The sequence below is a fragment of the Janthinobacterium sp. RA13 genome (assembly GCF_000745325.1).
GTDB classification, from domain to species: Bacteria; Pseudomonadota; Gammaproteobacteria; order Burkholderiales; family Burkholderiaceae_D; genus Janthinobacterium; species Janthinobacterium rivuli.
The window spans coordinates 1,298,730-1,323,489 of the sequence record NZ_JQNP01000001.1; the positions used below are offsets into that span (position 1 = coordinate 1,298,730).

A 24,760-nucleotide genomic window follows, 5' to 3' on the forward strand; every position below is an offset into this window, starting at 1 on the left:
TCCGACGCAACGTTACCCTACAAATTAATCAATACCTTGGCTCTTCAAATAGTCTTCGTAGTTGCCACGGTAATCGACCACTTCATCTTCCTTGATCTCGATGATGCGGTTCGCCAGCGAGGAGACGAATTCGCGGTCATGCGACACGAAGATCAGGGTGCCAGCGTATTTTTCCAGCGCGATGTTCAGGGATTCGATCGATTCCATGTCCATGTGGTTGGTCGGCTCATCGAGCATCAGCACGTTGTGGCGGCCCAGCATCAGCTTGCCGTACATCATGCGGCCTTTTTCACCACCGGACAGTACCTTGACGGCCTTTTTCACATCGTCGCCACCGAACAGCAAGCGGCCCAGGATGGAGCGCACGGCCTGGTCGTCGTCGCCCTCTTTCGTCCACTGGCCGATCCAGTCGGTCAGGTTCGTGTCCTTGGCGAAATCTTCCGTCGGATCTTGCGGCATGTAGCCCACGTTGGCGTTTTCCGCCCACTTCACGCGGCCCTGGTCAGGCTGCAAGCCGGCAATGTCGCCCGCGATGCAGCGCAGCATGGTGGTCTTGCCGGCGCCGTTGGCGCCGATGATAGCGATGCGTTCGCCCGCTTCGACCATGATGCTGAAGTTCTTGAACAGCTGGCGGTCGAAACCTTTCGAGATGTTCTCGACTTCCACGGCCAGGCGGTGCAATTTCTTTTCGCCGTCGAAACGCACGAAGGGATAGGCGCGCGACGATGGCTTGATGTCGTCGACCTTGATCTTTTCGATCTGCTTGGCGCGCGACGTGGCCTGGCGGGCCTTCGATTTATTGGCTGCGAAGCGGCGCACGAATTCCTGCAGCTCGGCAACCTTGTCTTTCGCTTTCGCGTTGTTGGCCAGCTGCTGGTTGCGCGCCTGGGTCGAAGCGAACATGTATTCGTCGTAATTGCCTGGGTAAATCTTCAGGGTGCCGTAGTCCATGTCGGCCACGTGGGTGCAGACCTGGTTCAGGAAGTGGCGATCATGGGAAATGATGATCATGGTGGAGTTGCGCTCGTTGAGCACGTCTTCCAGCCAGCGAATCGTGTTGATATCCAGGTTATTCGTCGGCTCGTCGAGCAGCAGGATGTCCGGGTTCGAGAACAGCGCCTGCGCCAGCAGCACGCGCAGCTTCCAGCCTGGCGAGACATTGCTCATCGGGCCTTGATGCAGGTCGATGGCGACACCGGCGCCCAGCAACAGTTCGCCGGCGCGCGATTCGGCCGTGTAGCCGTCGTATTCGGAGACTTTGCCTTCCAGCTCGGCCGCCTGCATGTAGTCATCGTCGGTCGCTTCCGGGTTCGCGTAGATCGCGTCGCGTTGCTGGATGGCGGCCCACATTTCCGTGTGGCCCATCATGACGACGTCGAGGACGCGCATGTCTTCAAAGGCAAACTGGTCCTGGCGCAGCTTGCCCAGGCGTTCGTTGGTATCGAGCATGACGTTGCCGCCCGACGGGTCCAGATCGCCGCCCAGGATCTTCATGAACGTCGACTTGCCGCAGCCGTTCGCGCCGATCAAACCATAGCGGTTGCCGTCGCCGAACTTGACGGAGATATTCTCAAACAATGGCTTTGCGCCAAACTGCATCGTAATATTTGCTGTAGATAGCATGTGATATTGGGTCTTTATTCAGTTAAAACAGCTAGTTAGGTACTTTGCACCCATTATACAGCACCCACCCTCTTCCCTCTATAGGGGGCCAGCCAGGACGTTGGAAATCAATGCAAAGAAATAATGGCAAGAAAATACGATTGCCGTATTCCCATTTAGCAGATACGCTGCGCGGCATCCGTTTTCTCCCTCTACCTTACAGGCCTCACTTGAAAAAAATCACCATCGCCGCCGCCCTGGCCGCCGTTGCCGTTGCCGTTGCCGTCGCCGCCTCCGTCTACGCTTCGCCCTACTACACCTTGCACCAGATCAAGACCGCGCTGGCCGAGCGCAACGCCAAAGCCCTGGCCGCACACGTGGACTTCCCCGCCTTGCGCGCCAGCGTCAAGACGCAGCTGGAGGCCAGCATGGCACGCAGCATCGAAGCGACCGCCGGCAGCGGCAACCCGCTGGCCGCGCTGGGCCAGTCGATCGCCAGTGCCATGCTGGGCAAGATGGTCGATACCATGGTCTCGCCCGCAGGCGTCGTCGCGCTGGTCAACAAGAGCGCCGTCAGTCCGCAAGCAAGCGACACGGCGGACGCGCCCGCCGATGGCGCGCAGAAAAAGGCCGAGTATTCGGCAGGCTATGCCGGCGTGAACACCTTTGTCGTGCGGGCAAAAGACGGTAATGCGCAGGACGGCGCGCTGGTCCTGCTGCGCCATGGCGTGTGGGGCTGGAAACTCAGTTCAATCGAGATTGCGTCGGCGATGGCCGCACGTTAAGTGGGAAATTTCATGCTGAAACACCCAGCTTTATCGCTGGCCATGGCCCTTGCCAGCGCCACATCACTCGCCCACGCACTCGATGGCACAGCCGGGAGCAGCCACTCCGTTGCCGCGCGCATGCAGGCGGAAACATCCACGGCCGCCGATCCTGACGCCCCTGCCCCGCTACCCGTGCCCAGCGACATTTCGCTGGCCGAACTGGAGCGCCGTCTGGCATTGGGACAGGCGCAGGCCGCTGAAAAACACTATACCAGCGCGCTCGATCCGGTCGCTTTGACCGGCCTGGCGCAACAGATGGGCTGTATGGATATCGTCGGCGTGCAGCCGTTCGGTTTCCCGCTGGAACAAGCGCAACCCACCGTCCTGAGCGGCGCGCACTTGCTGGCCCGCTGCCCGGACCGGGCCTATGTGACGATCACGGCCATGTCAATGGCGGGCAAAACGGGCAAGCGCGCCCGCATGGCGGCGCAATCGTTCAAGCAGACTGTGGATGGCAGGCCAGCGCGGCGCCTGTATTACAAGGCGCCCAACGGACGCCAGAAGGAATCGCTGACCATCATCGATGGCAGCCATGCGTATGCGCTCGAATACTGGTCGCTCGATGACAGCCAGCAAAGCGGCATGGTGGGCATGCGCCGCATGGAAACATTGACGTTGCCGCAACAAGCCGGGCAAAATTAGTCAATATACTGTATATTTATACAGTTATCGACTATTCTCCTGTCCGCCATGCCTGCACACCCGCACAACGCCTTGCCCTACACCATCTGCGTCAGCGCCACGATCGACGCGGAGGCCGAGCAAACCATCCTCGAGGGCTTGAACGCCTACAACGATGCCATCACCGGCTATAGCGACAGGCAGGTATTGAGCGTGGTCGTGCGCGACCGCGACAGCCAGCGGGTGCTGGGCGGCGCCATGGGCCGGACCTCGCTGGGCCTGCTGTTTCTCGATCTGTTTTATTTGCCCGCCGCCTTGCGTGGGCTGGGCCTGGGCAGCCAGATACTGGCGCAATTCGAAGAGGAAGGACGCCGGCGCGGCTGCGCTTCGGCGGTGCTGTACACCATCAGTTTCCAGGCGCCCGAATTTTACGAGCGGCGCGGCTGGCGCCGCTTCGGCGACATCGCCTGCAGCCCCGAAGGCACGAGCCGGGTATTCATGAGCAAGGCCTTGTAGGCTGCATACGACAGTGGCCGGCGGCAAACCTGCCGCCAGCCACGATCAAGCACGGTCAACAACCGCTGCTTACATGCCCAGCGACTTGAGCAGATCAGCGTTGTCGTCGTCTTCCGGTTCCGCCGCAGGCGCGGGAGCGGCGTCGCGTTCGCGGTTCGCGAATTCGCCATCCATCAGCGAGTCGGCGTCGACTTCGCGCGAATCGAAATCGTGCAGCTTGATGAACTCGGTACGGTCGATCGCCAGTTCCAGATAGAAAATATTGTTCTTTTCCGTATAGAAAGTGACGCGGCGCATTTCCGGGCGGTCCAGCGGCGTGTCGACGCTAAGCATCACCTGCTTGTTCAGCACCAGCATCTTCGGCTGGCTTTGGGTGATGTTCGTTTGCAGTTCGCGCCGCACCTTGCCCGTGAAGTCGCCCACGATCTGGTTCATCAGCTCGCCCATGATGTTCGACACTTCGTCCGACGTGTAGAAGCTGGCCAGTTCCGACTTCGGCATGCCCATGTGCAACATATAGCGCTCGTAGATTTCCATTGCCGTATCGGCGGCAAAATTAAGCACCACCAGGCCTGTGAAACCGCCATCGAACATCACGAAACAGCCGATGTCCGGCTTCAGGCCGGTCTTCGTAATGCGCTGCACCATGCCTGAATAATTGACTTTACTTTGCGTTGCAACGTTGAGCACCCGAACCACCGAGTTGCACAAACTCATCAACAAATCTTCTGTACCGTACACAACATCCTTTTCTGCATCCATGAGCAACCTCTCCTACTATTTTTAAGATGACAGCACTGTTCCCTGCCCGCCGCGAGCCGAAACTGACCGTTTCGCTCAGCTGGCGGACGACTTCACCTTTGCATGCCTGACCTTGCGTGGCGGGGCGCGCCGCGTTGCCGCCGGTACGAACCGCCCTCTTACCTTTTTCTGTATAGAAATAACTGTATAGAAATAAGTATCATGCGCAGAATACCCAGATGTAACATTTCCGTCCAGCCATACCTGCATTTACTTGACGATCTGTGCGGAAATACCAATACATCGCAAGGCAACATTATGCGGAAGATAAGCATGCAGAAAGAATCAGCCTGGCACGCTTGAAACCATGGCGAAAAGGCAGCATCACGTATACTGCCCCCGCGGGACGCAACGGCGCCGCCAGGACAACAACCAGCGAAAGGCATGAGAGGATGAGTACACTGCAAGAACAGGCAACGGCGGAAATGATGGCGGCCGTGGAGGCGTGGTTTGCCGAGCGCCTGAAGCGCACCGATCTGGAAAGCGCCGTGAATCGGACCACCCTGCAGATGGGCATCTTTAATGATTTCTTGCTCGACTACAAACCAGGACGCACCACCGCCGACGAGATCGACCTGGGCTTCGACGACGACGTGCGTCCCCGCACGCCGGCGCGCCTCGATGAAGCCGTCGTGCGCGACAGCATCGCGCCCCAGCTGGTTGCCATGGTGCAAGCGAAGCTGGAGACACTGGCCGACACACCGATGATCGACTACCGCTTCAGCTTCCGCGGCAAATTCCAGACGGCGCAGGGCAAGCTGCACCTGACCTTGCTGGAATACGTCAACGAAGGCAAGCGCCAAACCCTGCTCGAACGCATACATACTTACGTCACGCAAAAACTCGAGCACGGCAAGCGGCCGACGAAAAAACTGGAAACCTTCTTCCTCGCGCGCCACCTGCTCGATCCCCTGCTGTTTCCGCAGCCCGATATCGCCTGGACGATCGCCCTATTCGAGCGCATCGAGCAACTGAACAAGTCGCGCCCGCAAGCGCTGGCCGAACACCGCAGCGACATCATCCAGGCCGTGACGGCCTGGGCGGAAAAGCAGTTCCTGCCGCAGTTCTATGACGTGCAGAAATCGAGCTACCGCAGCGCCGAATACAGCTTGAAAGCGGGCGCGGCGCCAGACGCGCAGGCGCTGGCGCCGATCGACCTGCTGCTGTATGGCGCCGTGATGATATTGCGCCACGAACCGAGCTACGCCAAGTCGACGGGCCTGAAATTCCTGGAAATCGCCCGCGAACTGGGTAGCGAACGGGCCGTGCGCATGCTCAAGGAAGGCAGCGGCACTTTCGCGCCCGACGCCATCCACCTGAAAAATGCCCAGCTGGAATGCCGCGCCAACGATGTGTTTGCCACGATTAACATCAGCATCGTCCAGGAAGAGGAAGACGCGTATGCGCAGGCGCTGGCGTTCGTCACGCATTTGCTGAACAACGGCTTTCCGAAAAGCTACCAGATCAAGCTCAAATCGAAGGTCAAGGCATATCTGCCCTTGAAAGGACTGGCGAAATCCGACACGCACCGCTTCTTTGCCAACGCCCTCGCCTGGCCCGCCCTGCAGCCGCAGATGGAAGCGTATGCGCGCGCCGCCATCGAGCAATTCGAATTTTATGCCGATACGGAAGGCGAAAAGAACTGCATGCCAGGCAGTTACGCCACGTTTGGGCTGGGCCTGCTCGACGCTCGCTATTTCCCGCTGGTGCAGCACTACATGGCCAACGTCGACGAGGAACACCAGTGTGTGCAGGACCAGTTCACGGCGGCCTTTGCTGAAAAGCATGGCGTCACGCCAGACTCCGTCCCCGTGCTGGCGGCCTGCCTGCGCGCGTGCACGGATAACGCCAAAGTGAAAATCCAGGCGGAACTGGAAGATGTCGAGAAACTGGAACTATTCTTCCAGCAACTGCAAGGGCTGGAAGGCTATCAGGTGGAACACATGCTGTATCCAGTCTGGGGCAAGCTGGAAAAAGTGGCGACGCTGGCGCGCAAGGCGCAAGGCCGGCGCAAGGAGCTGCTGCTGGCTTTGCTTGAAGCAGCCAGCAAGGGGTAGGCCTAATGTGTGCAACGTTATGACTTTCACCATTTATAATGCGGGCGCCAAAATTTCTTTAAAGCATCTTTTGGCGCCTGACATTGAATCATGGAGAAAATACATGCAACAAACACAAACAAGCTCGCGCGCCGCCCTGCTGGCGGCAAGCATGGCCGCCGCCGTGGCGCTGGCTCAGCCCGCCATCGCCGCCGACGCCGTGGAACTAGCTCCGCTGGACGTAGCCAATCTGTACATCAAGACCATCATCAACCAGGATGAAGCCAGCGTTGCCAAACTCAACGCCTACCTGCGCCCGACCCGCCTGGCGGGCCATCAAAGCGCCGAATACGCGTCGTACAGCGGCTTGAAGGAAGCGGATGCCAAGTTCCCAACGCAAACGGGCAAACTGATCGCCGACCTGTTCCCCGCGACCATGCGCGCGGCCCTGACGCCCGCCGCCGAACAGCTGGCCGCGAACGTTATCGCCGCCAAGAATGGCACCGCCTGCCAGGCCACCAAGGCGGACCCGGTCACGGTGGAAAACGGCATGCAGACGGTCGCCGTCAGCTTCGAATGCCAGGTCGTCAAGGCGCCTGTCGCCTGGGCGCCTGCGGCCCAGCAACTGGCGAAGAGCGGCTGCAAGGTCGAGCAATGCAAGGCCGGCCTGGAAAAGATCGCCGCAACCTACACGAGCTCGCCGAAGCAGACGTGGCGCGCCGTGTTTGGCGTCAGCCGCGAAAAGAACTCGGAAGCGTGGCGCAACGATTTCGCGCGCGAAACCTTCGATGAAATCTGGGAATACTTGTAATCCTACACGGAGCTTTAAACTGCCGATGGACAAGCCCAAACTGACCCCAGTCGCCCAGCCTGCAGGCCTGGCCTTGCTGCAGCTGCTCGCCCCCGAGCATGTGGAGGTCACGCTGGGCGCGCAAGTGCTGGCGCAGGACTTGCCTGCCCTGCACGGCAAGCAATTGCTGGCGCTGCTGCGCCGGCTGCGTGCAGCCCAATCCAACCAGCAGCACTATGCGGGCGCCAGCGTCGAGCAGGCTGAACAGCTATTCGGTGCCGCCATCGCCGCCGTCAAGGCGGAACTGGCCAAGCGCCCGCATATCCCCAACAAGCAGGAAGCGAAGGCCTTGCGCCAGGCGGCGGCAAAAAAGCGCTGATCGAGGCGCAAGCCGGCCGCCAGCGAGGCCGTTTCGTGTGGGCAAGCTCGCCGGCCCCCTCCTATAATCGGAGGCTCTATTGTTTCCGCTACAGAAAGTTCCCCATGCCCACACAATTTTCCCGCCAGGTATTCGGCTGCGCCATACTTGCTTTCTCCGCTCTGGCAAGCGCGCAGGCGGCCGGCCTTCCAGCCATCGGCCCCGTCGACGCGCGCGCCGTGTGGCAGGAACGCTCGCTGTCGGCTTGCCGCAGCGAACAATCGACGACCGCGCCCGACGTCTGCCTGTTGCGCACCATGCAGCGCAGCGGCGCGCATCCGCAAGCCATCGCCGCCGCCCGGATGCTGGTGAAGGCAAACAAGGCCGGCTTCATCTCCGCCTGGCGCCCGCTGGGCAAGGCGGCCCTGGCCACCGTTACCTATCCGTTCCGCGCCAACACGAATGAAGGCACCTTGCTGATCGGCAGCGATGGCGCCGCCATCGACGTCGACGAAGGCTCAGTGGGCGAGGAAGACCGCGCCACGCCGGCCTGGCGCGCGTTTGCCGCCGCCCATCCGGACGCTGTCCCGTTTGCGCCCGCCGATTTCGTCGGCAGCACGGCGACCAGCGATGGCGGCCAGAGCGTGCTGTTTTCCACGCCCCTGATCACCTGCCACGCCTGCGCCGAGGATGGCGCGCTGCTGGTCGCCTACACGATCGACAAGGCAGGTATCGTGCGCGAGCGGAAACTCTTGACGATCAAGTAATGCTGCACCAAAGATAAGATAGAATTGCCCGATGGCACGTCCATACACGTACATGCCATCGATCCACTACTTATCACGGGAAACCATGCGCCGCTCCTGCCTTGCACTGCACCTCGCCGCCGCCCTGCTGCTGTCCAGCCCCTTCCACCTCGCCAATGCCGCGCCCGCCGCCACCGCTTCCTCCAGCGCGGCCACGCCGCTCGTCATCGGCGAAAGTTTCAGCATCGATTCGCAGGCGCTGCAGGAAAAGCGCCACATCAATGTGTACATGGCGCGCGCCTGGGATACGCCCCCCGACGCACCGTTGCCCGTGCTGTACATGCCGGACGGCGGCGTAGCGGAAGATTTTTTGCACGTGGCCGGCTTGCTGCAAGTGTCGGTAGCGAATGGCACGATGCGCCCTTTCATGCTGGTCGGCATGCAAAACACGCAGCGCCGGCGCGATTTGACGGGGCCGACGGAGAATGCGGAAGACCGCAAGATCGCCCCCATTGTGGGTGGCGCGTCGGCCTACCGGGCCTTCATCCGCGACGAACTGATGCCGGAAGTCAGGCGCCGCTACCGCACGACGGGTGAGACGGCCATCGTCGGCGAATCGCTGGCCGGCCTGTTCGTGGTGGAAACCTATCTGCTGGAACCGCAGTTGTTCGACCATTACCTGGCCTTCGACCCCAGCCTGTGGTGGAACCACGGCGCCCTGCCGCGCCAGGCGGCCGGGCTGATAGCCAAGGGCAAACCAGGCAAGCACAGCCTGTACCTGGCATCGAGCAGCGAAGCGGGCATCGCCATCGAAGTGCAGCGCCTGGCCGAGGTGCTGGAGAAACAGGCACCGGGCGGCCTGCAATGGCATGTGGAAAAGATGCAGGAAGAAACCCACGGCACGATCTATCACCCGGCAGCCCTGAAGGCGTTCCGCAGCGTATTCCAGCCGCAGGCGCCGGCTGGGCAATAAAACATGGACAAACTGTAATCTGGCGGGGAACGTAATAGCAAGATCGGGCGGGTAAAATCGGCGGCCCTTCTTTCCCCGCCCGATTACAGATATCCATGAGTTTTCTTCAATTATTTATCCTTTCCATCGTCCAGGGCTTCGCCGAGCTGCTGCCCGTGTCCAGTTCCGCCCACGTCATCATGGCGGAAAAATGGATGGGCCTCGATCCCACCTCGCCGGAGCTGACCATGCTGCTGGTGATGCTGCATACGGGCACCATGTTCGCCGTCATCGTGTATTTCTGGAAATCCTGGCGCGCCACGTATTTCAGTTCGGCCAGCGCCTTCCGCAGCAATGTCCTGCTGCTCGCGGCCGCCACGGCCCTGACGGGCATCGTCGGCTTCGGATTGCTGAAGGGCATTACGCACGTCATGAGCAAGGATGCGCCCGGTTTTGAAATCGAACACCTGTTCGGCAACGCGAAGCTGATGGCCGCCGCGCTGGCTGCCGCCGGCGTCCTGATCATTGTCTCGTCGCGCCTGCAAGCGCGCCAGCATGGCACCTTGTCCATCGGCAAGGCGATGGTGATCGGCGCCGTGCAAGGCCTGTGCCTGCCTTTCCGGGGCTTTTCCCGCTCGGGCGCCACCATTTCCGCCGGCATCGCCATGGGCGTGCCGCAGCGCCGCGCCGAGGAATTCAGCTTTGCCCTGGCCGTCGTGCTGACCCCTGCCGTGCTGGCCAAGGAAGGCTGGCGCTTCTACCAGGCCGTGGCAAATGGCAGCCTGGACCATCTGGAACACGGCAACAGCCTGCTGCACCTGCTCGGCCCCAGCCTGCTGGGCATGCTGCTGTCGTTCCTGGCCGGCTTGCTGGCCCTGCGCTGGCTGTCGCGCTGGCTCGAGCAAGGGCGCTGGCATTTCTTTGGCGCGTATTGCCTGCTGGCCTCCTTGGTAGTGCTGTACCTGGGGTAAAATCGCCGGGTTTGCAGTTTATACACACATCCCAGCCAGGTTTACAGAAAGCCAACGATGAATTTCGCCGCCACCGCCGCCCTCTCGCTTGCCATGTCCACCGACGCCTTCGCGGCCGCCGTGGGCAAGGGCGCCGCCCTGCACAAGCCGCAATGGCGCGAGGCGCTGCGCACGGGGCTGATCTTTGGCGTCATCGAAGCCATCACGCCCATCATCGGCTGGGCCCTGGGCAGCGTGGCCGCACCTTACGTGGAAGCGTGGGACCACTGGATCGCCTTCAGCCTGCTGGGCATCATCGGCTTGCTGATGATACGCAACGCGCTGTCCGATGCCGACGAGGAAGAGGCGCCAGCGCAGTCGCACTCGTTCTGGGTGCTGGCCGTGACGGGCCTGGCCACCAGCATCGATGCCATGGTGGTGGGCGCTGGCCTGGCCCTGCTGGGCGCTAATATTGTCGTGACGGCCGCCGCCATCGGTTTTTCCACCTTCGTCATGGTGACCCTGGGCGTGATGCTGGGCCGAGTGCTGGGTACGGTGGCGGGCCGGCGCGCTGAACTGGTGGGCGGCCTGGTGCTGATCATCATCGGCTGCGTGATCCTGTACGAGCATATCGGCCATCCGGCCTGACGATGGGCCGGGCAACGGGCGCGCACGCCACAGGCACCAGCGTGGCTGGCGACGCGCTTTGTGCTACATTCAAGGCTCTGCATTCCTGTCTCGCAAGGTGACCATCATGGAAACTCTTGAGCTGCTTTTTGCCTCGCTGGTGCGCGAAACGGCTGAATCGATACGCGACCACCACATACCATTTGCCATCAAACACGACGAGCGCGCCTATTTCGAGTGGATGGATGGGCATCCGATCAATGGCTATATCCAGGAAGCGTATCGGGAGATCGAGGAAACCGCCCAGCAGATCCGCGCCATTCGCGCGGGGTGATGACGCTTGCCGCAAGCTACTGCGCGGGGCGCTTTGCGGCTGGCGATGCTCACCGCACCAAAGTGCGGTTGCGCTTCTCAGCCACACATCCCCTCCGCTCGCTACGCTTGCAGCAAGCGTCGATACGCTAGTTGAACCATTGCTTGAATTGGCGGTCTTGAGCCAAATCAAACACTCAGCTGTTCGATACGCATAAAAAGGTCCGGGCCACGACAATCGGGTCTGGAGGCGGGAGACATGGATCAGGGACAAAAACACCAGATCAGGGGTTATGAATTTCATGTGGCGGGGGCGCTGGAGAAGGATGGGCGCTACCGGGGCATGATTTTGATCAGCAAGCGCGGCGATACGCAGCAGGCCTACGCCAAGCCGGTGCTGATTGAAACGCCCAGCAGTTTCAAGTCCGTGCATGCGGCTTTGATCGAGGCATCGGCGTATGCCCAGGAACTCATCTATAACGGCGCCATCAAGGCGCTGCTGCCGGCCGATGCGCCGCTCGCTACAAAGCAGGCACCGCAGGCGCCGCAGCCGCCGGATTTCGTCGGCAACTGACGCCGGCAAGTCCATCCGGACGCCTTGGCGGCGCGTATAATGACGCGCTTTCCCGGATGAAAACACAGAACAATGGAATATGTGAACTTGCCGCTGGTCTTCCTCGTCGGCTGCGCGCTGATTGCCTTGCTGGCCAAGAAGAATGGCTATTCGTGGTACCTGTTTTTCTTTGCCATCGCCGTGCCCGTGCCCCTGTTGCTGCTGGCCTTGCCACATGTGCTGGGTGTGGAGACCGCCTCACTGACCTCCGTACGGCTGGGCGCTACCCTGCTCTTCCCCCTGGCCGGCCTGCTGCTGGCCTTGCGGGGCAAGCGCTAAGGCCGTTTCAACGTGCCGACACGCCATCGGCCAGGCGCCAGCCGATGGACAGCGCCAGTTGCTGCGCCTCTTTTTCATTGCTGCAATCGTCGTAATCGCAAGTGTCCGCATACGCGCCGCAGGCCTGGTTCTGGCTCACATACGAGCCGACCCAGCGGCCATCGCGGCGCTGGCTGGCCGTGGCGCTGATGATAAAGCCTTTGTGGATGGTGGGATTTTCAAAAGACATATTTCCTCCAGTACAAGAAGCGTCAATAAGCTGACTGGTCCCTACTGTGCGCCGCACACCGCTGGCGGTCTGTACGTTTGATCACACACAGGAAGCGCGCACGCGCCTGCCCGCGCGTGACCGGGCGATCGGGTATGATTTCGCCATGTGTGGACGATTCGATCAAAATGACACGGCGCGCGTGCTGGCGTCGTCCTTCGGCTGGACCGACGCCGTATTCGACAGCGAAGCCGAGCCGCACCTGAACGTGTCGCCCGGCACCTACCGGCCCGTGCTGCACATCCAGGATGGCGTGCACCGGGTCGACGATGTCTTCTGGGGCTACCGGCCCGCCTGGGCAGCCGCGGCCACACCCGCTCCCGGCAAGAAAAAAATCCCTATCGCTATCAATGCCCGCCTGGAAAAACTCGCCGGCGCCTACTGGAAACCCTTGCTGCGCGCGGGGCGCGGCATCGTTTGCGTGAATGGCTGGTATGAATGGACGGGAGAGAAAGGCAGCAAGCAACCGTGGCACATCCACCGCAAGGACCGCGCGCCTCTGTTCCAGCTGGCGCTGGCCCAGTTCGGCCCCTACAAGCACAACCGCGAGGAAGCGGGCTTCGTGCTGGTGACGGCCGACAGTCTGGGCGGCATGGTCGATATCCACGACCGCCGCCCCGTGGCCGTCAGCCAGGAAGACGCGCACCGCTGGCTCGATCCCGCCCTGACACCCGAGCAAGCGCTGCAACTGGCGCGCACCTGCATGCTGGATGTGGAACTGTTCGAGTGGCATGCCGTCGACAATCCGCTGGTGCCGACCGCCAAGGCCAAAGCACCATCGCCGGCCGCGGCGCAAAGCGCGTTTGACTGGGGAACGGACTAAGGCAATGGATTAAGGCAAGCGCGCCAGCCGGCGCCACAGCGCCTCCATCGGCCCTTGCCGAAAGTAACGCAGCCAGTAACGGCTTAGCACCACCTGCCCCGCCATGATCAGCACGGCCAGGCCCAGCATCTCGGCCGGACGCAAACTGGCGCCCCAGCCCAGGCCCGGCCCCTGCAGCAGCCACGTGCCGATCAGCGACTGCAGCAGATAGTTGCTCAACGCCATGCGTCCCACGGGCGCCAGCCATGTCCCAAGCCAGCGCAGCATGAAGGGACCGGCCAGCATCAATGCCGCCACGTAGCCAGCTGCCAGCACGGGGCCGCCGGCGAACAGGCCCACTTCGAACAGGGCCGTATCGAACACGGTCTGATACGGATCGGCCACCTGCCACGCGACGGCGCCGGCCGCCAGCAGGTTGAACGGCAAGCCCAGGCCCAGCCCTACGGCGCAAACGCGGCGCCACAGGCGCTGGTGGCGCCGCGGCTGCGTCAACCAGCCACAACGCACGGACAAGATGCCCAGCAAGTACAGCACGATGACGTGCGGCAGCATGACGGTGGCGTACAGCAAGGAGACGAGGAAATCGTTGGCGCGCAGCCTGGCCACGGCCCATACGCTGCCTTGCGTGTAGATGGCGTAACGCTCCGCAAAGCCTTGCAGGTCGCGCGCGATGTCCGGCGCGCCACCCTGCTGGCCCACGGGAATGAGCAAGCACATGAACAGCAGAAAACCGGCCGCGACCAGCCAGGCGCGGTTGCGTATGCGGCTGAGCCTGGCGGATGCCAGTGGCAGGATCAGCATGCCGGCCACGGCATACGAGGTCAGCACGTCGCCGCTCCAGATGAGGAAACCGTGCAGCAGACCAAACACGAGCAGCCAGCGCAGCCGGCGCCGGTAGACCGCTTGCGCCTGCTCCCAGCTGCCCAGCTGGCGTTGCAGCGAACGTGTCTGCAGGGCAAAACCGGCGCCAAACAAAAACGCGAAGATGGGATAGAACTTGAATTGCGCCAGCGCCGCAATCCCGAAAATGACGAGCTGGTCGAGCACAGGCGGCTGCGCCGGCAAGGTGCCGTAGCGCAAGGAAATCGTGCCCCAGGCAAAGCCCCAGATATTCACCAGCAGGATGCCAAACACGGCAAGACCGCGCAGCACGTCGAGCTGCAACAGCCTGCCGGGCTTGGTGGACTTGGCGTTCAGGGAGTTCAGGGAGTTCAGGGGCGCGCCAGGGTCGGGTAGTCGGTCACCTGCAGGCTGAAGCCGGACGCATCCGACTGCAGGCGCGCGTGGCCGCCGAACGGCAAGGTGACGCGGCGGCGGATATGGCCAAATTCCAGCCCCGTCAGCACGGGCACGGGCAGGCGCTGGCGCACATAGGCCAGCATGGCGTCGAAATCATAACCGTTATCCATGGGGCTCAATTTATAGGCGGAAAAATCACCGAGCACGACCGCTTGCTGGCGCCCGATCACGCCCGCGTGCAGCAATTGCAGCAGCATGCGCTCGACCCGGTACGGGTGTTCGTTGACGTCTTCCAGAAACAAAATGCCGCCATCGATTTCCGGGAAATACGGCGTACCGAGCAGATGCACGAGCATCGCCAGGTTGCCGCCCCATAATTTGCCGCTGACTTCGACCTGCGGATTGCCCGCCGCCGTGCCCGTGACCGTGTGCGTGGGACCTGCCAGGCACGACCACAGTTGATCCAGTGTAAATTGCTCGGGTTCGTCGCGCGTAAAATCGTCGCAGAGCATGGGGCCGGCAAAGCTGGCGCGGCCCGTTTTCGCCATCAAGCCCATGTGGAAGGCCGTGAAATCGCTGTAGCCGACAAACAGCTTGCCACTGTCCGCCATGCCGTCGAAATCAATATCGGGCAGGATGCGGCTGATGCCGTAGCTGCCGCGCAAGGCGAGCACCACTTGCACGTCCGGATCGGCCGCTGCCGCGTTCAGCTGCGCCAAACGGCCCGCATCCGTGCCGCCGAAGCGCTGGAAGGTGTGCTCGGGGTCGTAGTAATTGTGGACGGTGGCGCCTTGCGCCTGCAAGCGGGCGATGCCGCGCGCCACGGCCGCGTCGTCGGGCGCGCAACCGCCCGGCGCCACGATGGCGATGCCAATCTCAGGTGTCTTCAAAATGCCCGTGCCTTCAAAAGTGGTCGGCGCGCCAAGTAGCTTTTTAAGCTGGCTGGGAGCGCATCTGGGGCGCCATCTTACCTTGCAGATGCACATCGATCAAGGCGAGCAGACGCTCGATCAGTTGGGGCGGCATGTCGTGTCCCATGCCTTCGATCACTTCCAGCCGGGCGCCCGGAATCAGCGCCGCCGTATCGATGCCGCAGGCGACGGGGATCAAGGGGTCGTCCGCGCCATGGATCACCAGCGCCGGACAGCTGATGCTTGGCAACAAGGCCGTACGCTCGCCCGAGGCGGCAATGGCCACCATTTGCCGCGCCACGCCTTCCGGGCAACTGCCGCGCTGCAGCGCCGCTTCGATGCGCTGGTACAGCAATTTTTCCGAGACCGGGTAGGCGGGACTGCCGATGACGCGCACGGTGGCCGCCATGTGCGCCATCAGTTCGGCGCGGCTGGCATTGCGTTTCGGACGTTGCAATAGCGCATTGCGCGCCGCCCGCGTGGGGCCGGGCAAGCCGCGCCGGCCGCTGCTCGACATGATGGACGTCAGGCTGAGCACCTGCTGCGGCGCGCGCGCCGCCATCACTTGCGCGATCATGCCGCCCATCGACACGCCGATCACGTGCGCCTGCGCAATGCGCAAGGCCGCCAGCAAGCCCAGCGCGTCGTCCGCCATGTCATTGAGGGTGTAGGAAGTTTTGAGGGGCCAGCCGAGCAGGTTTTTCACGTAGGCCAGCGGCAGATACGGTTTGCCCGCCAGCGCCATCTTGCTCGACAGTCCGCTGTCGCGGTTGTCGAAACGCAGCACCCGAAAGCCTTGCTCGACGATGCCTTCGACGAAGTCCGCCGGCCAGGCGATCAGTTGCATGCCCAGGCCCATGACCAGCAGCACGCACGGATCGTCAGGGTCGCCGTGGCTTTCATAAGCTATGTTGAGGCCGTTCGCCATGATGGTTGCCATGATTGCCTCTCTTACAGGAACCAGCACGCAGACACGATCGCTGCGGCCTTGCAACCAGCATACCACTATTGTGCTTCAGACATGAGACCGGCACGCGGCACCCACACTGAAGTGTTGCCGCGCCGGTACGGCGCGCGGCAACTGTGATGAACAACGGTGCTGCTTACTTTGCCTTAGGCAAGGAATCGGCCAGGTCCACCCAGCTTTGCGGCTGCGGTTTGCCGCGTTCGCGCACGCCGAAGAAGGAGACCACTTGCGTGCCGTCGTTGTCGAAGAATTCGACGGAAGTGACGCCGCCGCGCTTGACGACCCAGCCGCTGCGCAGGGCCGTGTCGCGGATGTGCAGGTTGAAGTCCGGGTCCAGCACGTTGAAGAAACCGCCGGCGGCCATGATTTTTTCGATCTTGCCGCTGTAGATCTGCGTCAGACCTTCGTTACCCAGGAACACCATGATGGCGACCTTGTCCTTCGCCGCGTTTTCCAGCAGGGTGCGCAGCGCTTGCGGCGTCACGCGCTCGACCACGCCGGCCGGCGCCAGGCGCAAGGCCTGTTCGCGCGTCAGGTGGAATTCACGCATGATTTGCGCGAACTGGTGCACATCCGTCATGTCTTTCCAGGCCAGCTGGAATTCCTTGACGTCGATCTCGGCATCCGGCTTTTCTGCCGCCTTGGGCGCCACGGCCAGCACGTTCAATTCCGCGCTTTGCTGCGGCAGGCGGAAGGTCGCCACCAATTTATCGTAGACGGCCACGCCCGGCTCGTTGCGCAGGTAGATCTTGTGCACGGCCGTGCCGTTGGCATCAAAAAATTGCAGGCTGCGCGTCGGCTTGCCGTCGCGGCCCGCTTGCTCCACAGCAAATGCATATTTCCAGTTTTCAAAGTGGAAACGCAGGTCGATCTGGCCGCCCAGGTAGCCACCGGCGATATTGCGCTGGCGCGCTTGCGTTTCCGGGTCCTTGGCGTCGGCCTGCTCGGACTTGTCGCCCGCCTGCTTGAACTTGCTGGCCACGCCCGTCGTTTCGATGACGCCGTTTTCATTGCGCGTGATCGCTTGCACGACGCCCAGGTCCAGCGCGGCGCGCATGATTTCGCGCGGCTGGTTGCCGTCGGCCTGCAGGCGCGTGACGCCCTTGCCGATGTTGGTTGCCAGCAATTGCGCTTCGGACACACCCAGCGCACGCGCCGCGTCGCGGATCTGCAACTTCGGCTGCTCGGTACGCAAGGTGGACCAGCGTTCCGCCAGGGTGGCTGGGGCCGCGTATGCGTTTGCAATCAGCAGGCTGCCTAGCAGGGATAGAACGAGTTTGGATAACTTCATAGAGAGACCATTCAATCAAACATGGAAAAAAAGAGGGGCAAGCACCCCTCCCCGGTAAAAAATTTAGAAATTGACGCTGAGGCTGGCGGCGACGTTGCGGCCCGGCTTGGCATAGCGCTCGATCTCGGCGCGATTGGCGGCCGTGGTGCCGGCGGACAGGCTGCGCGCGGCGGCGTAATCCCAGTACTTGCGGTCCGTCAAGTTGTACACGCCGACGACGATCTTGGCGTTCTTGTGCACGTTCCAGTAGGTCGACAAGTCAAAGACCGTGTACGACGGCACGGTGAAGCGGGGCGCGGTCGTGCCCATCAGCAAGTCATTCGGTGCCTGTTTGTCGCCCGCATGCACGGCCGTCAGGGCCAGGCCGAACAGTTCGCCCACATGGTCGTAGCCAAAGGTCAGGGCCGACTTGGCCGGCGCCACCGAGGCCAGGCCGCCGCTGTCGCCCGTCAGGGTATTGAAGGAGCGGCCCTTGGCCACACCGGTCGCCAGGTCGACGTGGTAGCCCTGCATGGCCGGCGCCCAGGCGCCCAGTTCCGCGCGCAGGGTCAGCTCGGCGCCCCAGGTACGGGCATTGCCGATGTTTTCCGGACGGAACAGGCCCTGGGTGATGGTGGGATAGTTGACCGGGTCATCTTCCTGCATCACATACTCGATCATGTTTTTGTATTCCGTCTGGTAGACGGAGGCGTGCATGCTCAAGCCCTTGACGACGTCACCCTTCAAGCCCAGTTCATAGGCCTGGCTCGTTTCCTTGCGCAGATTCGCATTGCCCAGCACGGCATAACCCCTGCCCGTGCCCGTATAGCTGATGGAATCATAGGTGCCCGTGCGTTCGGCCGCCGTCGGCAGGCGCGTGCCGCGCGTCACGGTGGCGTAGGCATTCATTTGTGGCAAGACTTCCACGGACAGGCTCAGGCTGGGCGTGAAATACGTGTCGCTCTGCTTGCGCACCTCTTTGGACGCGCCCGGCACGCCGATGGCATAGCCTTGCAGGTTTTTCGGCGCGTCCTTGCGGTAATCGGCACGCAAGCCAGGCGTCAGCACGGCTTTCTTGCCAGCAAGATCAAAGCTGAGGTCATCGCGCACATACAGGGCCAGCTTGCTCGTATCCATGTCGGCCATGCGGTTCTTGTTGGTGATCTGATGCTGGCCGGTGGCGATGATGCGACGGTCTTCACGCCACGGACGCCGGGTTTTCAGCTGTTCCAGCTGCACGCCGTACAACAGCGCGTTGTCGGCGTTGAGCTGCTTGAACGCTTCGGACGTGGCGCCGATGCTGTCATTCTTGAAGCTCGTTTCAATGGAACGCTGCGCCGGGCTGCCAAAGGTGTAGCGGCCTTGCGTCTTGTCATCGGTGTTCGCATTCTGCAGATACACTTTCGACGTCAGGCGATCGAACAGGGCGAAATCCTTCAGTACCACGTCGTGGCCCAGGCTCACGCGCGTGCGCTTGGTGGTGGAATCCTGCTGCACGCCTGTCGGATAATACGTGCTGACCTTGTTGCGCAGATCGCGCTTGTTCTTGCGCTCGAACATATCGACCGTCAAGTCCAGCTTTTGTTCGCCCGGCAAGGCCCACACCAGCTTGGACAGCAAGGCGTTCGAATGCCAGTCGTCCGGGTTGACGGTGGCGCTACCGCGGCTGTCAAGCTGCTCGCCATCGCGGTGCACATACACGGCCAGGCCTTGCAGATTGGTGCCGATCTTGGCCGCGCCCGTCAGGGTGTGCGCATTGCTGCGGTCGGCGGTCGCGCGGCCGTATTTATATGCCACGAAATGGTCCACCCCTTCGCCCAGGTAATCCTCGGGCGACTTGGTAATGAAAGCCACGCCACCACCCAGGCCGGGATTGGCGCCGCTGGCGGCCGTCGTGCCCGAATCGATGCGCACTTCGCGGAAAGTTTCCGGGTCAAAATAATCACGGACCGTGGCGAAGGCGTTCAGGGTGTTGCCGTCAGGCTTGGGTGCCGCATCCGGCAGGGAAATGCCGTCGAGCTCCAGGCTGACCCGGTTGCCTTCCAGGCCGCGGATGTTGTAACCGGTATTGCCAGAACCATCCCACACGCTGCCGCTGCCCGAGGCCGCCGCTGGCGCGGTAATCAAAGGCAGGTAGCGCACGATGCCGCCCATGTCCGTGACATTGCGGCGCTCCAGGTCATCCGCCGTGACGACCGTCCTGGTGCCGGCGCGGCGCTCATAGTCCTGCTTGGCATTGACAACGATTTCCGGGAAGACAGGCAGCTTGGCCGGTTCCTGGGCGGCCGTGCCCGCGTTGATGGCGGCCGTTTGCGCCATGGCAGGCAGCAGCGGCGCGGCGAACAGGCCCAGCAAGGCGGCGCGCAGCACCAGGTTATGGCGGCGGGCAGGAACGGGAGATACGACGGGCGCAGCGGAGCGCTGCAGAAGCACTGTAGTCATGATGATCCGGTTTAAGAGTGGAGGCTGGCTCTTGAACCCGGATCGATAACGAAAGTGTTAACGATGCATAAGGAAAGTTTGCTGGCGAAAACAATACTGTAACACGAATCATTCTCATTTGAGAATGGCAAAGTGGTCTATACAGATGTTATTTCGCAACAGTTATAAAAAATGCCAGCCGCAATGGCTGACATGGCTGGCAAGACCTGGCTAGCAGGCCGGCGGATTGGCCAGCTTGCGCGCTTCCGCCTGCGCGCGGCGGCGCTCGGCAAAAAAACGCTTGAGGAAAGCGCCGCACTCGTCCGCCAGCACACCGCCCTGTATCGCCGTCTGGTGATTCAGGGCCGGCTGCTCGAACAGGTTCAGCACGGAACCGCAGGCGCCCGTCTTCGGGTCGCCCGCGCCGTACACCACGCGCGCCAGGCGCGCATGCAGCATGGCGCCCGAGCACATCACGCACGGCTCCAGGGTCACGTACAGCTCGCAGCCCGGCAAGCGGTAGTTGCCCAGCTTTTCAGCGGCCGCGCGCAAGGCCATCACTTCCGCGTGCGCCGTGGGGTCGTGGCGGCCGATGGGCTGGTTGTAGCCGACGGCGATGACTTCGCCATCCTTGACGACGACGGCGCCCACGGGCACTTCACCCAGGTCCCATGCGTGCTGGGCCTGCTCCAGGGCCAGCTGCATATAGCGCGCGTCCTGCGCGCCAGCGTGCGTTTCAGTCATCGGTCACTTCTGCCCAGCAATTCGGCGTTTCATGCAGCACCAGCTTATGCAGGTGCAAGCCGGTGCCGAAATGGTCGGTAAATGCCGCTTTCAGGATCTCGAAGGCGATGCGCGCCAGGTTTTCCACGGTCGGGATGCGGTCGATGACGACGGTTTTATGGTCGGGCAGGCTGGCCAGGAAGTCGCGCACGGCCGTGTCTTTTTCGTAGACGAGGAAGGCGTGGTCCCAGACGTCGACCAGGTGCTGCTTGGCCAGGGTTTTCACGTCGGAAAAGTCCATGATCATGCCATTGTCGGAATTGCCTTCCGCTTCGATGACCTTGCCGACCAGGGTGATTTCCACCGTGTAGCGGTGGCCGTGCAGGTTGCGGCACTGGCTTTTGTGATCGGGAATGCGGTGGCCCGCGTCGAATTCGAGCTTGCGTGTGATAGTCAGCATGTTATTGTATTAATACTATTATTTAAGGAATTTGCAGGAGTTTGTGGGTTTGCAGGCTCAGCTTCCACTTCGGGTTGCTTTTGCACGTCTCGATGGCCAGCTTCATGTTGTGCGCGGCCAGGGGGCCATCCATCGCCTGCACGAAGAAGTTCTCGAAATCCAGTTGTTCGTAGGCGGCCAGGTCTTGCTGGAACTGGGGAATAACCACCTTGATTTCGTTACCCTTGTGTACGACCAGTGTCGAACCCATCTTCGGGCTGACGCAGATCCAGTCCACGCCGGCCGGCACGGGCAAGGTGCCGTTGGTTTCGATGGCGATGGTAAAGCCCACCGCGTGCATGGCGGCGATCAGGGCCGTGTCGAGTTGCAGCAGCGGTTCGCCGCCCGTAAACACCACGTATTTGCTGGGCGCATAGCTGGCCGGCCACAGGCTGTCGATCAGCGCGGCCAGTTCCTGCGGCGTCTTGAACTTGCCGCCCAGTTCGCCGTCGGTACCGACGAAATCCGTGTCGCAGAACTGGCACACGGCCGTGGCGCGGTCGCTTTCGCGGCCCGTCCACAGGTTGCAGCCGGAAAAGCGGCAAAACACGGCCGGACGGCCCGCGTGCGCGCCTTCGCCCTGCAGGGTGTAAAAAATCTCTTTGATGCTATAAGTCACTGTATTTCCTAAGAGCTGGCTGGCGTCATCGCGCAGGGCGAACGCATCGGGGCCGGCGCACCGCGCCGTCACCGCAAAAGCCGATTGACAACCCTCTATTATATGCCGCCACGACACTTCCCGTGCAAATGCCGTGCCCGCCACCTGCCGCTGCGGCATCCAGCGGACCAGAAAGCCACACTGGCGGGCATAACTGCGCAGCTTTTGCGTTTAGACAATATAAATAGCCCCAAGTTAATATATTTTCTGTAATAACATTGCCTGATGGAAAACATTTTTGGGGAGCATGGACATGCTGCAACGCTGGATACGTCCGCCGTACCGCCTGAGCCTCCTGGCCAGCCTGGCGGCCATCGCAGTCGCTTCCCTGCACGCCGGCCACGCCGCCGGGCCGCGCCCGCTGGATGGCAGGCCCGGCCCTTTGATGCTGGCCTGCGCCATCCTGCTCGCTGCGCTGGCGCTGCTGCTGTGGCGCCAGCGTCGCCTGGCGCTGCGCCTGCAGGCGCTGGAACAGTTGCGTGCGGACGCCGAACAGGCGCGCCTGGCCGCTGAGCAAAACAAGGCGCGCGCACAGGAACGCCTGCGCATCGGGCGCGACATCCACGACGACCTGGGCCAGCATCTGCTGACCCTGAAATTCGACCTGGCCATGCTGCAGACCAGCACGCATGACGCGGCGCCCTTGCTGGCGCGGCAACTGGCCGTGATGGCGCGCAATGTCGACCTCAGCATCGCGGCGCTGCGCTGCGTCATCCACGACCTGCGCCCGCCCGCCCTCGACGCAGGCCTGCAGGCGGCGTGCGACGGCTTGCTGGCGGACTTCAGGCGCACCACAGGTATCGATTGCAACTGCGATTACCAACTCGACGCCGCCGCCGGCAACGCGCATGGCCCCCTGCTGTACCACGCGCTGCAGGAAGCGCTGGCGAACATCGCCCGCCATGCGCGCGCCACGCATGTCCAGCTGAGCCTGCAACAAACGGGCGCCACCCTGGCATGCCGCATCAGCGACGACGGCGTCGGGCTGTCGGGTTCGCCACCGCGCCTCGGTTGCGGCCTGTCCGGCATGCATGAGCGCGTGGCCGCCGCCGGCGGCAGCCTGCACATCGAAAGCCTCAGCGGCGCCGGCACCACCTTGCGCGTGTCGCTGCCCCTGCCAGGCTGCCACGATGAAGCGATGGCGCATCGCTGAAAATATTGCTCAATATCAACATCTCCCGTCTCGCTGCGCTGCATCATGGCCAGCGAGCCAGCCCCATTCACCCCAAGAAGGATGTTTACATGCCGGATAGCCATGCACAGGCCAGCGCTGCGCCCTGCGATGCAGCCCAGGGTTTCGCCGTCAAGATGATGGAATTGCTGGTGGTGCCCACCTTTGTCCTCGACGTGCATGGCCAGGTGATGATCTGGAACCGCGCCTGCGAGCAGCTGACGGGCGTGCCGGCGGCCGAAGTGCTGCGCACGCGCGAGCCGGGCCGCTGCTTCTACAACGACGAGCGCCCCACCCTCGCCGACCTGCTGCTGGCCGGGCGCGGCGGCGACATGCGCGCGCTGCATGCACAGCAGCAATACCGCAGCAGCACGGGCAGCAATCTGTGCGCGGAAAACTGGTGCGACATGCCGCGCACGGGACGGCGGCGCTACCTGGCCGTCGATGCCAGCCCCATATATGGCAATCACGGCGAACTGATCGCGGTCGTCGAAACCCTGCGCGACATGACGGATGAAAAGCGCGCGCACGTGGAACTGGAGCGCCTGGCCACGCGCGACGGCCTGACGGGCCTGGCCAACCGGCGCTGCTTCGACGACACCATCCTGGCCGAATGGCAGCGCGCCCAGCGGCAAGGCCAGCCCCTGTCGCTGCTGATGGTCGATGTCGACAATTTCAAGGAATATAACGATAACCACGGCCACCAGGGCGGCGACCTGTGCCTGCGCAAGGTGGCCGGCGCCGTGGCCAGCGAAATGCGCACGAACGACCTGGTGGCCCGCTACGGCGGTGAAGAATTTGCCGTCATCCTGCCGAACCAGTCGCTCAAGGGCGCGGCCATCGTGGCCGAACGCATCCGCCAGCGCGTGGAGCGGCTGCAACTTCCGCGCAAGCGCGCCGATGGCGCCAGTGCCAGTGCCTGCGTCACCGTCAGCATCGGCGCCGCCACGGCCCTGCCGGGCCCCGGCACGGAACTGGGGCAATTGATACACACGGCCGACTGCGCCCTGTACCGCGCCAAGCACCTGGGCCGCAACCGCATCAGCCTGCCGGAAACGACGCTGACGTAAGCAGCAAATACGCGTCCAAGTAACACGACCAAATTTGGTGTATATTTGGTCGTGTCGCAGTTTATCTCATTCGGAGCCGCCATGAACCTCAAGGAACGCATCAAGCCGATCTCCTATCTCAAGGCCAATACGACGGAAATCGTCAACGGCTTTGACGCTGGCCAGGATGAGCCCATCATCATCACGCAAAATGGCGAGGCGAAGATGGTCGTGCTGTCCATGCACGCCTACCAGGAAGGCAAGCGGCAAGCGCGGCAGATGCAGGAACAGCATGCGTTCATGAAATTGATCGCCATGGGCAACCAGGAAATCGCGCGCGGCGACGTGGTGTCCGAAGAAGACTTCCTGTCCAGCCTAGACCAGGCTTGAGATGGCGCGCATCGTCGTGCTGAACAGCGCGCAAGCCGATTTCAATGCGCTGCGCAGCGACTTCAAGGCGCGCCATACGGCCGCCGCCCAGGCGCAGTTCAGCGCCGCTTTCCGGCAATTATTCGCTGATCTGAAAGCCTTTCCCGACAGCGGCACGCCCGTCGAGGCCGCCCGCGAAGTCGGCATGGATGTGCGGCAACGCCTGTGCGAGGAGATCCGCGTGATCTACCACCACGACCGTGCGCACGGCATCGTGTATATCCGCATGTTCCTGCCGGTCCGGCGCGATTTTCTCAGCCATCTGACGACACGCATCCTGCGGCCCGACTTTTAGCCCCTAT

At 62.3% G+C, this 24,760-nt stretch carries 29 protein-coding genes; 18 read left to right on the forward strand and 11 right to left on the reverse strand.

Annotated features, from left to right (window positions below):
* Window positions 1-24: 24 nt before the first annotated feature.
* Window positions 25-1,623: an ABC-F family ATPase gene (locus tag FG13_RS05525; protein WP_034756044.1), complete on the reverse strand. Its 1,599-nt coding sequence runs from the start codon at window positions 1,621-1,623 to the stop codon at window positions 25-27.
* A 209-nt stretch (window positions 1,624-1,832) separates the two neighbouring features.
* Between FG13_RS05525 and FG13_RS05530 the strand changes: the two genes are divergently transcribed.
* The 3 genes from FG13_RS05530 to FG13_RS05540 are packed head-to-tail and all read left to right on the forward strand — an operon-like array spanning window position 1,833 to window position 3,566.
* A complete protein-coding gene (locus FG13_RS05530; protein WP_051958585.1) occupies window positions 1,833-2,387 on the forward strand; it encodes a DUF2939 domain-containing protein in 555 nt (184 codons plus the stop codon).
* Window positions 2,388-2,399: 12 nt separating this feature from the next.
* The gene (locus tag FG13_RS05535; RefSeq protein ID WP_152598691.1) at window positions 2,400-3,071 is read left to right on the forward strand and encodes a hypothetical protein; all 672 of its coding nucleotides are present in this window, start codon (window positions 2,400-2,402) and stop codon (window positions 3,069-3,071) included.
* A 48-nt stretch (window positions 3,072-3,119) separates the two neighbouring features.
* The gene (locus FG13_RS05540; RefSeq protein ID WP_051958587.1) at window positions 3,120-3,566 is read left to right on the forward strand and encodes a GNAT family N-acetyltransferase; all 447 of its coding nucleotides are present in this window, start codon (window positions 3,120-3,122) and stop codon (window positions 3,564-3,566) included.
* A gap of 69 nt (window positions 3,567-3,635) precedes the next feature.
* On the opposite strand, the gene FG13_RS05545 is transcribed toward FG13_RS05540, so the two are convergent.
* Complete coding sequence (locus FG13_RS05545; RefSeq protein WP_034784631.1) at window positions 3,636-4,328, reverse strand: DUF3334 family protein; 693 nt, start codon at window positions 4,326-4,328, stop codon at window positions 3,636-3,638.
* 431 nt (window positions 4,329-4,759) lie between these two features.
* Here FG13_RS05545 and FG13_RS05550 point away from each other — a divergent pair, with 431 nt between their 5' ends.
* The 10 genes from FG13_RS05550 to FG13_RS05595 all read left to right on the forward strand — a co-directional run bounded on the left by FG13_RS05550 (window position 4,760) and on the right by FG13_RS05595 (window position 12,030).
* Entirely contained in the window at window positions 4,760-6,424 is a 1,665-nt protein-coding gene (locus FG13_RS05550) for a DUF6138 family protein (RefSeq protein WP_035819154.1), read from the forward strand.
* A 103-nt stretch (window positions 6,425-6,527) separates the two neighbouring features.
* Window positions 6,528-7,214, forward strand: a complete 687-nt coding sequence (locus FG13_RS05555) for a hypothetical protein (protein WP_035819156.1) — start codon at window positions 6,528-6,530, stop codon at window positions 7,212-7,214.
* Between the two features lie 25 nt (window positions 7,215-7,239).
* Window positions 7,240-7,572 carry a hypothetical protein gene (locus FG13_RS05560; RefSeq protein ID WP_035819158.1) on the forward strand — a complete coding sequence of 111 codons (333 nt, stop codon included), beginning with the start codon at window positions 7,240-7,242 and terminating at the stop codon, window positions 7,570-7,572.
* Window positions 7,573-7,676: 104 nt separating this feature from the next.
* Window positions 7,677-8,318 carry a hypothetical protein gene (locus FG13_RS05565; RefSeq protein WP_051958589.1) on the forward strand — a complete coding sequence of 214 codons (642 nt, stop codon included), beginning with the start codon at window positions 7,677-7,679 and terminating at the stop codon, window positions 8,316-8,318.
* 85 nt (window positions 8,319-8,403) lie between these two features.
* Window positions 8,404-9,270 carry an alpha/beta hydrolase gene (locus FG13_RS05570; protein ID WP_035819161.1) on the forward strand — a complete coding sequence of 289 codons (867 nt, stop codon included), beginning with the start codon at window positions 8,404-8,406 and terminating at the stop codon, window positions 9,268-9,270.
* 95 nt (window positions 9,271-9,365) lie between these two features.
* Window positions 9,366-10,220: an undecaprenyl-diphosphate phosphatase gene (locus tag FG13_RS05575; protein ID WP_035819164.1), complete on the forward strand. Its 855-nt coding sequence runs from the start codon at window positions 9,366-9,368 to the stop codon at window positions 10,218-10,220.
* Between the two features lie 57 nt (window positions 10,221-10,277).
* Window positions 10,278-10,847: a manganese efflux pump MntP gene (gene mntP / locus FG13_RS05580; protein ID WP_035819167.1), complete on the forward strand. Its 570-nt coding sequence runs from the start codon at window positions 10,278-10,280 to the stop codon at window positions 10,845-10,847.
* Between the two features lie 106 nt (window positions 10,848-10,953).
* On the forward strand, window positions 10,954-11,160 hold the full coding sequence (locus FG13_RS05585; RefSeq protein ID WP_099393766.1) for a hypothetical protein: 207 nt from the start codon (window positions 10,954-10,956) through the stop codon (window positions 11,158-11,160).
* A gap of 237 nt (window positions 11,161-11,397) precedes the next feature.
* The gene (locus tag FG13_RS05590) at window positions 11,398-11,712 is read left to right on the forward strand and encodes a hypothetical protein (RefSeq protein ID WP_035819172.1); all 315 of its coding nucleotides are present in this window, start codon (window positions 11,398-11,400) and stop codon (window positions 11,710-11,712) included.
* Between the two features lie 72 nt (window positions 11,713-11,784).
* Window positions 11,785-12,030 (forward strand): hypothetical protein, encoded by a 246-nt coding sequence (locus FG13_RS05595; protein WP_035819175.1) that lies wholly within the window; start codon window positions 11,785-11,787, stop codon window positions 12,028-12,030.
* Window positions 12,031-12,037: 7 nt separating this feature from the next.
* Here FG13_RS05595 and FG13_RS05600 read toward each other — a convergent pair whose 3' ends face one another.
* Window positions 12,038-12,259 carry a hypothetical protein gene (locus FG13_RS05600; protein ID WP_035819178.1) on the reverse strand — a complete coding sequence of 74 codons (222 nt, stop codon included), beginning with the start codon at window positions 12,257-12,259 and terminating at the stop codon, window positions 12,038-12,040.
* Window positions 12,260-12,404: 145 nt separating this feature from the next.
* On the opposite strand from FG13_RS05600, the gene FG13_RS05605 reads away from it, so the two are divergent.
* Window positions 12,405-13,121, forward strand: a complete 717-nt coding sequence (locus tag FG13_RS05605; RefSeq protein WP_081922452.1) for an SOS response-associated peptidase — start codon at window positions 12,405-12,407, stop codon at window positions 13,119-13,121.
* Window positions 13,122-13,130: 9 nt separating this feature from the next.
* Here FG13_RS05605 and FG13_RS05610 read toward each other — a convergent pair whose 3' ends face one another.
* The 8 genes from FG13_RS05610 to queE all read right to left on the reverse strand — a co-directional run bounded on the left by FG13_RS05610 (window position 13,131) and on the right by queE (window position 21,770).
* The gene (locus FG13_RS05610) at window positions 13,131-14,285 is read right to left on the reverse strand and encodes a DUF418 domain-containing protein (RefSeq protein WP_051958591.1); all 1,155 of its coding nucleotides are present in this window, start codon (window positions 14,283-14,285) and stop codon (window positions 13,131-13,133) included.
* 47 nt (window positions 14,286-14,332) lie between these two features.
* Window positions 14,333-15,250, reverse strand: coding sequence for a muramoyltetrapeptide carboxypeptidase (gene ldcA, locus FG13_RS05615; protein WP_035819180.1), 918 nt, complete (start codon window positions 15,248-15,250; stop codon window positions 14,333-14,335).
* A 43-nt stretch (window positions 15,251-15,293) separates the two neighbouring features.
* Window positions 15,294-16,211, reverse strand: a complete 918-nt coding sequence (locus FG13_RS05620; RefSeq protein WP_035819182.1) for an alpha/beta fold hydrolase — start codon at window positions 16,209-16,211, stop codon at window positions 15,294-15,296.
* A 163-nt stretch (window positions 16,212-16,374) separates the two neighbouring features.
* Window positions 16,375-17,529, reverse strand: a complete 1,155-nt coding sequence (locus FG13_RS05625; protein WP_035819184.1) for a hemin-degrading factor — start codon at window positions 17,527-17,529, stop codon at window positions 16,375-16,377.
* A gap of 63 nt (window positions 17,530-17,592) precedes the next feature.
* Window positions 17,593-19,950 (reverse strand): TonB-dependent hemoglobin/transferrin/lactoferrin family receptor, encoded by a 2,358-nt coding sequence (locus FG13_RS05630; protein WP_035819186.1) that lies wholly within the window; start codon window positions 19,948-19,950, stop codon window positions 17,593-17,595.
* A gap of 210 nt (window positions 19,951-20,160) precedes the next feature.
* Window positions 20,161-20,673: a tRNA adenosine(34) deaminase TadA gene (gene tadA, locus FG13_RS05635; protein WP_035819189.1), complete on the reverse strand. Its 513-nt coding sequence runs from the start codon at window positions 20,671-20,673 to the stop codon at window positions 20,161-20,163.
* Window positions 20,666-21,112 (reverse strand): 6-carboxytetrahydropterin synthase QueD, encoded by a 447-nt coding sequence (gene queD / locus FG13_RS05640; protein ID WP_035819191.1) that lies wholly within the window; start codon window positions 21,110-21,112, stop codon window positions 20,666-20,668. Before queD ends, tadA begins: the two co-directional genes overlap by 8 nt.
* 22 nt (window positions 21,113-21,134) lie before the next feature.
* A complete protein-coding gene (gene queE, locus FG13_RS05645) occupies window positions 21,135-21,770 on the reverse strand; it encodes a 7-carboxy-7-deazaguanine synthase (RefSeq protein ID WP_035819193.1) in 636 nt (211 codons plus the stop codon).
* A gap of 286 nt (window positions 21,771-22,056) precedes the next feature.
* Between queE and FG13_RS05650 the strand changes: the two genes are divergently transcribed.
* From FG13_RS05650 to FG13_RS05665, 4 genes are all read left to right on the forward strand, one after another.
* Entirely contained in the window at window positions 22,057-22,962 is a 906-nt protein-coding gene (locus tag FG13_RS05650; RefSeq protein WP_051958593.1) for a sensor histidine kinase, read from the forward strand.
* 89 nt (window positions 22,963-23,051) lie between these two features.
* Window positions 23,052-24,050 (forward strand): sensor domain-containing diguanylate cyclase, encoded by a 999-nt coding sequence (locus FG13_RS05655; protein ID WP_051958595.1) that lies wholly within the window; start codon window positions 23,052-23,054, stop codon window positions 24,048-24,050.
* Window positions 24,051-24,131: 81 nt separating this feature from the next.
* Window positions 24,132-24,419: a type II toxin-antitoxin system Phd/YefM family antitoxin gene (locus tag FG13_RS05660; protein ID WP_035819195.1), complete on the forward strand. Its 288-nt coding sequence runs from the start codon at window positions 24,132-24,134 to the stop codon at window positions 24,417-24,419.
* A gap of 1 nt (window position 24,420) precedes the next feature.
* Window positions 24,421-24,753, forward strand: coding sequence for a type II toxin-antitoxin system RelE/ParE family toxin (locus FG13_RS05665; protein WP_035819198.1), 333 nt, complete (start codon window positions 24,421-24,423; stop codon window positions 24,751-24,753).
* Window positions 24,754-24,760: the final 7 nt, after the last annotated feature.

Bases quoted from the DNA above. Each gene is read 5' to 3' on its own strand.
- FG13_RS05525 (WP_034756044.1), bottom strand. From the start codon at position 1,623: ATGCTATCTACAGCAAATATTACGATGCAGTTTGGCGCAAAGCCATTG.
- FG13_RS05535 (WP_152598691.1), top strand. From the start codon at position 2,400: ATGCTGAAACACCCAGCTTTATCGCTGGCCATGGCCCTTGCCAGCGCC.
- FG13_RS05540 (WP_051958587.1), top strand. From the start codon at position 3,120: ATGCCTGCACACCCGCACAACGCCTTGCCCTACACCATCTGCGTCAGC.
- FG13_RS05545 (WP_034784631.1), bottom strand. From the start codon at position 4,328: ATGGATGCAGAAAAGGATGTTGTGTACGGTACAGAAGATTTGTTGATG.
- FG13_RS05550 (WP_035819154.1), top strand. From the start codon at position 4,760: ATGAGTACACTGCAAGAACAGGCAACGGCGGAAATGATGGCGGCCGTG.
- FG13_RS05555 (WP_035819156.1), top strand. From the start codon at position 6,528: ATGCAACAAACACAAACAAGCTCGCGCGCCGCCCTGCTGGCGGCAAGC.
- FG13_RS05560 (WP_035819158.1), top strand. From the start codon at position 7,240: ATGGACAAGCCCAAACTGACCCCAGTCGCCCAGCCTGCAGGCCTGGCC.
- FG13_RS05565 (WP_051958589.1), top strand. From the start codon at position 7,677: ATGCCCACACAATTTTCCCGCCAGGTATTCGGCTGCGCCATACTTGCT.
- FG13_RS05570 (WP_035819161.1), top strand. From the start codon at position 8,404: ATGCGCCGCTCCTGCCTTGCACTGCACCTCGCCGCCGCCCTGCTGCTG.
- FG13_RS05575 (WP_035819164.1), top strand. From the start codon at position 9,366: ATGAGTTTTCTTCAATTATTTATCCTTTCCATCGTCCAGGGCTTCGCC.
- mntP (WP_035819167.1), top strand. From the start codon at position 10,278: ATGAATTTCGCCGCCACCGCCGCCCTCTCGCTTGCCATGTCCACCGAC.
- FG13_RS05585 (WP_099393766.1), top strand. From the start codon at position 10,954: ATGGAAACTCTTGAGCTGCTTTTTGCCTCGCTGGTGCGCGAAACGGCT.
- FG13_RS05590 (WP_035819172.1), top strand. From the start codon at position 11,398: ATGGATCAGGGACAAAAACACCAGATCAGGGGTTATGAATTTCATGTG.
- FG13_RS05595 (WP_035819175.1), top strand. From the start codon at position 11,785: ATGGAATATGTGAACTTGCCGCTGGTCTTCCTCGTCGGCTGCGCGCTG.
- FG13_RS05600 (WP_035819178.1), bottom strand. From the start codon at position 12,259: ATGTCTTTTGAAAATCCCACCATCCACAAAGGCTTTATCATCAGCGCC.
- FG13_RS05605 (WP_081922452.1), top strand. From the start codon at position 12,405: ATGTGTGGACGATTCGATCAAAATGACACGGCGCGCGTGCTGGCGTCG.
- FG13_RS05620 (WP_035819182.1), bottom strand. From the start codon at position 16,211: ATGGCAACCATCATGGCGAACGGCCTCAACATAGCTTATGAAAGCCAC.
- FG13_RS05625 (WP_035819184.1), bottom strand. From the start codon at position 17,529: ATGAAGTTATCCAAACTCGTTCTATCCCTGCTAGGCAGCCTGCTGATT.
- FG13_RS05630 (WP_035819186.1), bottom strand. From the start codon at position 19,950: ATGACTACAGTGCTTCTGCAGCGCTCCGCTGCGCCCGTCGTATCTCCC.
- tadA (WP_035819189.1), bottom strand. From the start codon at position 20,673: ATGACTGAAACGCACGCTGGCGCGCAGGACGCGCGCTATATGCAGCTG.
- queD (WP_035819191.1), bottom strand. From the start codon at position 21,112: ATGCTGACTATCACACGCAAGCTCGAATTCGACGCGGGCCACCGCATT.
- FG13_RS05650 (WP_051958593.1), top strand. From the start codon at position 22,057: ATGGACATGCTGCAACGCTGGATACGTCCGCCGTACCGCCTGAGCCTC.
- FG13_RS05655 (WP_051958595.1), top strand. From the start codon at position 23,052: ATGCCGGATAGCCATGCACAGGCCAGCGCTGCGCCCTGCGATGCAGCC.
- FG13_RS05660 (WP_035819195.1), top strand. From the start codon at position 24,132: ATGAACCTCAAGGAACGCATCAAGCCGATCTCCTATCTCAAGGCCAAT.
- FG13_RS05665 (WP_035819198.1), top strand. From the start codon at position 24,421: ATGGCGCGCATCGTCGTGCTGAACAGCGCGCAAGCCGATTTCAATGCG.